Here is a 9,067-nt window from a genome sequence, read left to right as displayed (position 1 = left end):
TATCATTATAACAAATTTGGACCGCCGGACATATTCAGCATATGGGAGACTTCCTCGGCTATTCTTTTTGAAGCCCCCGGTTTTCCCATGACGGCCCTCAGCGCTGTTGAGGTCCTCTCCAGAAGCGCTTTGTCTTGAAGCAGTCCGAGCGCTTTATCGGCTGTTTGTGCGGGGGTCAATCTGCCCCTTAATTCCGGCACCACAAAACTCCCCGCCTTGATATTTGGCAGGGCGGTGTATTTGACAAGCCTGTTGAGCACATAGGCGGTCAGTTTTTTTATTCCTCCTCCTACGAAAGGCAGGTTCCCGGCAATTCCGACCAGGCCGTCAAAGATCAACACCTCGGTTTTGTTAAGCGGAAGCAGTACCAGCATAGGCCTGCCCATCGAGGCGGCCTCCGCTGTGTTGGTCCCCGGAATGGTCAGGATAAGATCGCTAACTCCCATAGCCTCATAAGGGGCCCGGTCCATTATCAGCAGCCTGGACCCGGCTTGAGAAATGAGGTAGTTTTGACCGTTCTCGACTGAGAGCCTGGCTGAAGAGCCCAGACCTTCTTTTATCATGCTGTCAGGTACTGTCTTAAGGTGTTTTTCCAGAGAGGCAAGGTTGATATAGGGGGATAGTCCCAGGACGAACTGCGCTTCGCATTTTTCTTTCATCAATTCCGCCGTCCTTACAAAGAACGGCGCCATATGCTTTGCGTGCGCGCTCCGGCTGCCCGGCATAAAAGTTACGACCGGCCTGTTTGGATCAAGCCCCCATTTTTCTTTTGAGACCTCTTCTCTTTGCCCGTCCGCCATCAGATCTCCGACCACTCTTACTTTGCTTTTTGATATCCTTTTTCTTGCGGCTTTTGCAGCCATCCTGTCATCGGCGACAAAAAATCTGGAAAAGAGCTTGTTCCAGCCGAACCTGTCGTTGATGTAGGCAGCGGCCCTGTAGCCGAGTCTTTTTGCAAGCAGTCCCGCCTGGAACAGATCCCCTCCCAGATATAACAGTACTCCTTTTTGTGCAAAAGTAATGCCTTTGGGGGGCTTGTTCTTGAACATCCAAGCCCTGAACTCTTCAGGGAAAATGATCTCGTAGACTCCCTCAAAACTTCTTGCCACCTCTATTTCCCTGCCGCTGGCATACTGACAGGGCATTATGACAAGGATTATCCTGGCTGAGGGAAGCAGTGCTTTGATGCTTTTTACGCAGGGCCGAACAAAGGAGTATAACTCCCCCGGGCTGTTGGACGTTATAACTATGTCTAGCTTTTCCTGGTTCATAACGACAAAACGCGGGCCAGCAGGCTCTTTTTTATCTTGACGGCCTTTTCCGGACACAGTTCGTGGCAGCAGAAGCACGCCACGCATTTGTTATAGTTTATATCATATCTGGCGTCTTTTACAATAGTGATGCATCCGGCCGGACAGCTGACGGCGCAGGTCTGGCAGGCGATACACTTCTTTTTATCGATCTGCGGCAGGTTCTTGATGCTCCTAAGTATAAAGCCGAACCCGTCTATCAGCACGGCAGGGACCCTTTTTGTAAGCCTGTAAACACTGACGGGCTTTTTGAACCTGCCAAAGAGACCTTTTGTAATTTGTATCCCGACGGTCCTGATACCGGAGATCTCAGTGTCAAGACCGGCTCTTTTTGCGGCCTCAAGCACCGGAAGTTCAGCAGGCTCGAAGCCCGCACAGCGGGCAGATACGATGTCAAGCGCAAGGCCGCTGTCAGAGGCAAAGACGGTTCCCGTCTTTACTGCTCTTCCCCCGGAGGGGCCGTTGCCCTCCATGGATTCTACCGCGTCCATTATGGTCAGGGAGGGCAGAGAGTTCCTATATACTTCCAGCAGTACGGAAGAAAAATCATCGATCCCGGGCGCGATAAAGTGCAGCCTTGATTTGTAGAAGCCGGGCACCGAGCCGAACATGTTCTTTACGGCTCCGGTAGTAACGGTCAGGATATGAGTTTTGAACTTGGGCAGATTGATGACCGAGTCAAAACTTCCGTAAAGGTCTGCCACCGGAACGCTGATCGTTTTCTTCCTGAGCTTAATATTGACCTGCTTAACGGGCAGTTTTTTCAGGTCCTGGGTCTTTATATTGAGGTCCTTAGCAACTTTATTGTAGCCGCAGGTTTCGAAAACATGACCAAAAACGGTCTTTGATCCTCCCGGGCTGTCGCCGATCACGGGTACGGCTCCGAGGTCCAGAACGAATTTTGCCGCGGCACTTACCACGGCGGGGTGGGTGGGGCAGGCGGTTTCGGGCGCGCTTGCCATCAGCGCATTAACCTTAAGGAGCACTTTTTGGCCGGGCCTGACAAAGGAAGAGATGCCCCCTATAAGGTCAACGGCTTCTTTTACGGACCTTTCGATCTCTGCTTCTATATAGGAATTGCAGCGTACTATAGAAACAACAGGCATCAGTATCCCAGCAGTTTTGCGATCTCTTTGGCGCTGGCAGGCGCTTTTATGAGGGCGCTGCCCTTTTTAACAGCGTTATCGGGGTCTTTCAAACCGTGCCCGGTAAGTATACAGGCAACTGTTGCGCCTTTCGGGATATCTTTGCCGTACCGCAAAAGACCTGCTATGGAGGCGGCAGAAGCCGGCTCACAAAAAACTCCCTCGGTCGATGCCACAAGTTTATAAGCATCCAGTATCTCTTCATCGGTCACTATTCTGATAGAACCTTCGGATTCTTTTGCCGCATTAACCGCGCTGTCCCAACTGGCAGGATTGCCGATCCTGATCGCGGTGGCCACGGTCTCGGGTTTTTCCACCGGATGTCCCAGCACTATCGGGGCAGATCCCTCCGCCTGAAATCCAAGCATCTTTGGCAGAGCCTTTATTTTTCCTCTATCCCTGTATTCCTTATAGCCTTTCCAGTAGGCGGTGATGTTGCCGGCGTTCCCGACCGGCATGCACTGATAGTCTGGTGCAGAGCCGAGAAAATCGCAGATCTCAAAAGCGGCCGTCTTTTGCCCTTCTATCCTGTAAGGGTTGATAGAGTTGACCAATTCAATCGGGTAGTTTGAGCACAGCTCCCTGATCACTTCTAGAGCTCTGTCAAAATTGCCGTCAATGGCAAAGACCTTTGCCCCGTGCATCAGGGCCTGAGCAAGTTTGCCCAGCGCTATCTTTCCTCCAGGGATTACCACGATACAGTCCAGCCCGGCTTTTGCGCTGTAGGCGGCCGCGGATGCCGAAGTGTTCCCTGTTGAGGCGCAGGCAACCGCCTTAAAACCCTTTTCCAGGGCTTTGCTTACCGCCATCGTCATTCCGCGGTCCTTAAAAGACCCTGTGGGGTTTGCGCCCTCGTACTTTAAATAAACTTTGAGCCCGGTTTTTTCACTGAGTCTTTTCGCGTAAAGCAGGGGAGTGTTGCCTTCAAAAAAAGAAATAACCGGCGTTTTGTCCGTGACGGGAAGATGATGCCTGTATTTGTCGATGAGACCTTTGTAGTTCATAAAGAAATAATAACATTTGGAGCGTCCGGGTGCAACAAAAAGGGCATCTGATAAGGATGCCCTTCTTATTAGCGTGAGATCACTAGTAGATTATTGTTCCTCCGCCTTGAGCTATAGGGCTCTGGCCGGTGATGTCATTTACTATATAAGAATAAATGATGCCCTGGGCATCAACTGCGACTTTGTAGTGCCAGCCGGTCACCTGTTTAACGTCTTTCAGGATCTTTGCATCGGGGGGTATGGCATTTCCTGTCCTGTACTCGGACACTTTCATTTTGTGATCTGTCCCGCTTCCGCAGCTTTGCGTATATGTTCTATGCATTTTGAGCAGGCCGTTGGAGTTTACATAAAGAGTAAGCACTTCGGCCTGGGTAGACTCGCTTAAAAGCACTATTGTTTTTGGCTCTGTGGGTACTTGACCTGGCTCCTTATAAAGGGTCCTTTCCTTGTTCCCGACAAAAACATGAACATTGCCGCTCTGGTCTATGGCAAGCCTCGATTGCGGTGCCGGCGCGGTTCCTGATGCAGGCCCAGCCCCTGCGCAACCTGTCAAAGTAAGCGGCAAAAGAGGGATCATTGCGATGAACCTAACAACCTGACAGGCTGTTTCCCATCTTCTTGTTATGGTGTTGTTCCTTTGTCCCTGTGCTCTTGCAGCCGCCATCTGTCTGTCCAATTGAGCTCTTGATACTTCTGCCATCTTCTCTCTCCTTTCTCTGCCGTCCTCTTACCCCTCTTACCTATATATCGTAAGATCTGGAGGCTGATTTCGGTATGCTATAATTCAAATGCGGTGAGAAAAATAGATCTGGTCATCCTCATCTCCGGACGGGGATCAAATCTTCAGGCAATAATTGATGCCGTAAAAAGCGGACAGGTTTCGGCACAGATAAAGGCGGTCATCTCGAATGTGCCGGGGGTGCAGGGCCTTGAAAGGGCAAAAAAGCACGGCATACCGGCTGTGGTAGTAAACCACAAGGATTATTCCGATAAAAAAGCCTACGAAGCGCAGCTGCTTAAGACAATAGATTCCTATAGCCCGGGTCTTATCTGCCTTGCCGGCTATATGAGGATAGTGGGGCAGGAGATAATAAAAAAATACAAATGGAAGATCATAAACATCCACCCCGCGCTGCTTCCGTCGTTTTCGGGACTTCATGCGCAGAGGCAGGCGATCGAGGCAAGAGTAAAAGAGTCCGGCTGTACGGTCCACTTTGTCGATGAGGGCTGCGATACGGGGCCGATAATCCTTCAAAAGACCGTGCCGGTGCTGCCCGGTGATACAGAAGCTTCTCTGTCCGCCAGGATACTTACAGAAGAGCACAAACTGTATCCAAAGGCGATACAATTGATATCGGAAGGCAGGGTCAACATCAAAGACAGAAAGGTGATAATAAAGGAATGAAGAAAAAGCAGGCCAGGTACGCGTTGATAAGCGTGTTCGACAAAAAGGGGATCAAGCCGTTTGCCAAGGGGCTTGAAAAACACGGGTTCAAAATAATAGCCAGCGGGGGAACCTTTAGGGAGCTCAAAAAAGCAGGCGTCAAAGTTATTGAGGTCAGCAAAATAACCAAATTCCCGGAAATGATGGACGGAAGGGTAAAGACGCTTCATCCAAAGATCCACGGCGGGCTTCTTGCTTTAAGGGACGATCCCTCTCACATGAAGATGCTCTCGAAATACGGCATTCCTCAGATAGACATGGTTGTTATCAATCTCTATCCATTTGAAAAAGTGGTGGCCAGGAAAAAATTCACCCACGAAGAGGCCATAGAGAACATCGACATCGGAGGTCCCGCCATGATAAGGGCGGCCTCAAAAAATTACAGGCATGTTTCCGTTGTCACCAGCCCCGACCAGTACGACAGGATCCTTAAAGAGCTAGGTTCCAATTCTTCCGTGATCAGCCTGGCTACCAATATCGAACTGCAGAGGGAGGCGTTCCTTTTGACCGGCAGATATGACGAGGCCATCAGCGCCTATCTGTCGCCGGTCAAGGATACCGAATCCTTTCCAAAGGAAATGATGTTGAAACTGGAAAAAGAAATGGACCTGCGCTATGGAGAAAATCCTCATCAGCCGGCGGCTTTTTATAGGTCAGAGGGCAGGGGCCTCGTTGACATCCGTAAGCTCCACGGCAAAGAACTGTCGTTCAATAATATCCTGGACATGGAAGCAGCCTACGGCATCGTCAATTACTTTGCCGACCTGACGGTCGCCATCGTAAAACACAATAATCCCTGCGGAGTGGCCACTTCAAGATCGGTCAGGGACGCTTATCAAAAAGCGCTCAAATGCGATCCCGTATCCGCTTATGGGGGGATAATCGCCTGCAACAGGGAAGTTGACGAAGGTGCCGCGCGCGAAATGTTCAAGCTTTTTGCGGAAGTCATCATAGCCCCGGAGTTCTCAAAAGGTGCCCTCTCTGTGCTTTGCGAAAAAAAGAACCTGCGCCTGATAAAATGCCCGGCGGATTTTAACCGCAGCACAAGATGCGACTTTAAAAAAGTGGCGGGAGGTTTCCTTGTCCAGGAAGCCGACAGGGCAGAGCTTACAATATCCGACATCAGGACGGTAACCAAAAAGCAGCCCTCTCTGAAGGAGATCGAGGATCTTTTCTTTGCCTGGGGCATCTGCAAGTTCGTAAAATCCAATGCTATAGTCCTTGCCAAGAACGGCGCCACCTTGGGGATAGGAGCAGGGCAGCCCAACCGGGTGGGGTCCGCAAAGATAGCGCTGGAAATGGCGGGAAGCTCCTGCTCCGGGGCTGTTATGGCATCGGACGGCTATTTCCCGTTCGCTGATTCGGTGGAACTTGCCAAAAAACACAGGATATCGGCTATAATACAGCCCGGAGGCTCTATAAGGGACGAAGAGGTCATCAAAGCGGCGGATAAGAACAGGATGGTCATGCTGTTCACGGGGAGAAGGCATTTTAGACACTGATGCGGGGAAATGTCCAATTTCCAATTGCCAATTTCCAATGACCAATTACCAATTTCCAATGAGAAATTGAAAAGAGGAGAGGGGAAGATGAAAAAACTGCTGGCCGTTATTCTGTTGGCGGGGTTAATTCAAGCAGCGCAAGCGGCCGATCCGGTCAATCTGTTCTCTGTTTCTGTCGATCCCCTTTCAACCAGGCCGCTGATGGCGGGAACATTTGCCAATGCCGGCGGCTTTGGCATCGTGAACAACGGAGGGGTTTCGGCCCCGGTGTTCAGATGGAACCCGGATTTCAAATACGGCGCACTGGGTTTGGGCTTTGATATCAATGTGCCTTTGTACAACGGAGATAAAGTCGGGATAGACAGTATGGTGGTGAGATACCTGGAATATGCGACCCCGGACTGGGGCGCAAGGTACGGGCTGCTCAGCAATGTTACCTACGGGGCAGGTCTTTTGATGAGCAATTATACAACGGTCTTAAAGGGAGGGCTGATACCTTCGGACCAGCAGGCTGGCTTAAGGGCATATTATAAGAAGGGCATTTACGGCATAGAGGTTCTGGGCACCTGGTCAAGGGTTTACGGCGCGAGGGCAACGCAGCAGGTCCTGCCTTACCTTACCTTAGGACAGTATTTTGTCTGCGATGCTGACGGTATCAACCAGATAAAGCCGGACGGGACCCAGAAGGTATTTCCCTCACAATCAGGCTGGGGAGTTGATGCTATGGCTCCTTTTTTCCTGAATTCGATCCTCTTTGCGGAATATGCCAGGCTTAACAATCATGGGGGAGGCCTTTCTGCAGGTATTTCTGCGGGATACGATGTGGCGCTGGCTAGGCTCAATTTTAAGGCGGAAAAAAGATATCTGGACCGCGACTTTGTTCCTGAATACTACAACGAGGAATATGAGACCAACCCGGTCGACATTGTTTCTTACGAAGCAGCCGGCATCAGCAGGGACGGTTATAAGGTTTCCCTGACGGGGGATGTTCTTGGCGCCGCCAAATTCTGGGCGGTGCTGGAGGGCTACAACGGGAGCAACAGTGCCCTTAAGGCCGAGGCTTCGGCCAACCTTGGAAGTCAGTATTTTGCCGCCGCAGGTTACTATCAGCCTAACTTTGTGGATGCAAGAAGCCTTGACCTTAGAGAAGGCGCCATAATAACCACAAAACTGGGCTATAAAGTCAATCCCTTTACGCAGGTTATCGCCAATGCCAAGCGCGCCTATGACCCCGACCAGGGCAAAGTAGTCGTTACCCAGTGGTATGAGGTGGCTCTGACCTTTTAACCTCTTTCGTTCTGAAATCCACGCGCAAAAATACCGACAAGTATTAAGGAGGCTTCTATGAGATGCCCGTCAGGAGTCTTTGATATAATAAAATCCGGTAATACCCAGGCGGCTATACTGGCAAGCCGCGAATTATTCAGGGTCAGCCCCGAACGCACCGGAGCGACCTATCTTTCGACAGCGTGTATGAACGCCATTTCGGGGGCGCTGATCAAAATAACTGACCAGCAGTTCGGTCTTTTCAGGTTCCAGGGGGTCTCCCATACGGAATTCATGAACTGTTATCGGTTCTTTAATGCGGTAAGGGATGAGTCTCCGGCTTCTCTTCCGTTACTTAGAGAACATGTGATGGGTTTTTATCCGCGGGGTTTGTCCTATATCTATTATCCCCAGCTTTTAAGAGCTGAGGAGCCTCATGAAAGCAGCGATCTGCTTCATGCCGTATGGGAAAGCGGGCTTGGCGCATACTATCAGGATACGGGGGAGATCTTTGGCCCGATGAAGGTGCCTTACAGGGAGCCTCTGACAGTCGGGGAGTTTTCGGTATACCGTCTCAGAATGGGGCATGGCACGGTTTCGGACATCATGCATATAGAAACCCTTGCCCTGCTTAAAGAAGCCCTTGGGCTGCAGTCCCGCCTTTTGTCGTTCAGAGCGAACGGCGAAGCAGAGATTCATCTTATTCATAATCTTTCGACTTTTGGGTGTTCTGCGGACCTTGAAGAATTTTGTCGGGAAGCTTCAAAGATACTTTCTTAAAAGCAGGCCTATTATCTAAGCACCTTAAGTTTTTTTCCTGTTGCATCAACTATCCTTGAGGGAACTCCTTTTAAAGTTTTTCCCGAATCAATGACCAGCGACGCTTTGTCTTTGATCTGTAGGACGGCTTCCCGTGCGGTCCTAGGAGGTTTTTTGCCTGAAAGGTTGGCAGAAGAGGCCGCGACAGGTCCTTTAAAGGCTTTTATTATCTCAAGGGCGACAGGGTGGTCAGGAAGGCGCAGGCCGACGGTCTTAAGTCCGGAAGTCACGGTATCAGGCACCTGCTTATTTTTCTCCACAACTATTGTCAGAGGGCCCGGCCAGTTGGAAGCCATCAGTGCCGCAGCCTCTTTGGTGATCTTTTTGGCTGCTTTCTTTGCCTGTTGCAGGCTGCCGACAAGCAATTGAAAAGGCTTGGAAAGGGGCCTTTGTTTGGCCTTGAACAGTCTTCTCACGGCTTGGGGATTTCCGGGGTCAGCCCCGATGCCGTAGACAGTATCTGTCGGGAATATGATAAGGTGGCCCGCTTTAAGCTCTTGAGCGGCTTTGCGGGCGGCTGTTCTTATCGATGCTTTTGTGAAGGCTTTTATTATTCTGACTTTTTTCATTTGGGCCC

Annotated in this window: 9 protein-coding genes; 4 read left to right on the top strand and 5 right to left on the bottom strand. The window is 50.6% G+C overall.

Features of this window, described 5'->3' with window-relative positions:
• Nucleotides 1-5: 5 nt before the first annotated feature.
• The 4 genes from WC490_00680 to WC490_00665 all read right to left on the bottom strand — a co-directional run bounded on the left by WC490_00680 (nt 6) and on the right by WC490_00665 (nt 4,159).
• Nucleotides 6-1,358, bottom strand: coding sequence for a hypothetical protein (locus WC490_00680; protein ID MFA5097132.1), 1,353 nt, complete (start codon nt 1,356-1,358; stop codon nt 6-8).
• On the bottom strand, nt 1,268-2,416 hold the full coding sequence (locus WC490_00675; protein ID MFA5097131.1) for a DUF362 domain-containing protein: 1,149 nt from the start codon (nt 2,414-2,416) through the stop codon (nt 1,268-1,270). Before WC490_00675 ends, WC490_00680 begins: the two co-directional genes overlap by 91 nt.
• Nucleotides 2,416-3,459 (bottom strand): threonine synthase, encoded by a 1,044-nt coding sequence (gene thrC / locus WC490_00670; GenBank protein ID MFA5097130.1) that lies wholly within the window; start codon nt 3,457-3,459, stop codon nt 2,416-2,418. The genes WC490_00675 and thrC overlap by 1 nt, the downstream gene beginning before the upstream one ends.
• A gap of 82 nt (nt 3,460-3,541) precedes the next feature.
• A complete protein-coding gene (locus WC490_00665; GenBank protein ID MFA5097129.1) occupies nt 3,542-4,159 on the bottom strand; it encodes a hypothetical protein in 618 nt (205 codons plus the stop codon).
• A 93-nt stretch (nt 4,160-4,252) separates the two neighbouring features.
• Here WC490_00665 and purN point away from each other — a divergent pair, with 93 nt between their 5' ends.
• The 4 genes from purN to WC490_00645 all read left to right on the top strand — a co-directional run bounded on the left by purN (nt 4,253) and on the right by WC490_00645 (nt 8,451).
• Nucleotides 4,253-4,864, top strand: a complete 612-nt coding sequence (gene purN / locus WC490_00660) for a phosphoribosylglycinamide formyltransferase (protein ID MFA5097128.1) — start codon at nt 4,253-4,255, stop codon at nt 4,862-4,864.
• Nucleotides 4,861-6,405: a bifunctional phosphoribosylaminoimidazolecarboxamide formyltransferase/IMP cyclohydrolase gene (purH, locus tag WC490_00655; protein ID MFA5097127.1), complete on the top strand. Its 1,545-nt coding sequence runs from the start codon at nt 4,861-4,863 to the stop codon at nt 6,403-6,405. Before purN ends, purH begins: the two co-directional genes overlap by 4 nt.
• An 87-nt stretch (nt 6,406-6,492) precedes the next feature.
• Entirely contained in the window at nt 6,493-7,692 is a 1,200-nt protein-coding gene (locus WC490_00650) for a hypothetical protein (protein ID MFA5097126.1), read from the top strand.
• Between the two features lie 57 nt (nt 7,693-7,749).
• The gene (locus WC490_00645) at nt 7,750-8,451 is read left to right on the top strand and encodes a hypothetical protein (GenBank protein MFA5097125.1); all 702 of its coding nucleotides are present in this window, start codon (nt 7,750-7,752) and stop codon (nt 8,449-8,451) included.
• A gap of 11 nt (nt 8,452-8,462) precedes the next feature.
• On the opposite strand, the gene WC490_00640 is transcribed toward WC490_00645, so the two are convergent.
• The gene (locus tag WC490_00640; GenBank protein ID MFA5097124.1) at nt 8,463-9,059 is read right to left on the bottom strand and encodes an L-threonylcarbamoyladenylate synthase; all 597 of its coding nucleotides are present in this window, start codon (nt 9,057-9,059) and stop codon (nt 8,463-8,465) included.
• Nucleotides 9,060-9,067 lie beyond the last annotated feature (8 nt).

The sequence above is a fragment of the Candidatus Margulisiibacteriota bacterium genome (assembly GCA_041650635.1).
Classification (GTDB): domain Bacteria; phylum Margulisbacteria; class WOR-1; order JAKLHX01; family JBAZKV01; genus JBAZKV01.
Note: the sequence above shows the minus strand (reverse complement) of the source record. Positions and strands in the feature narration are given on the sequence as shown.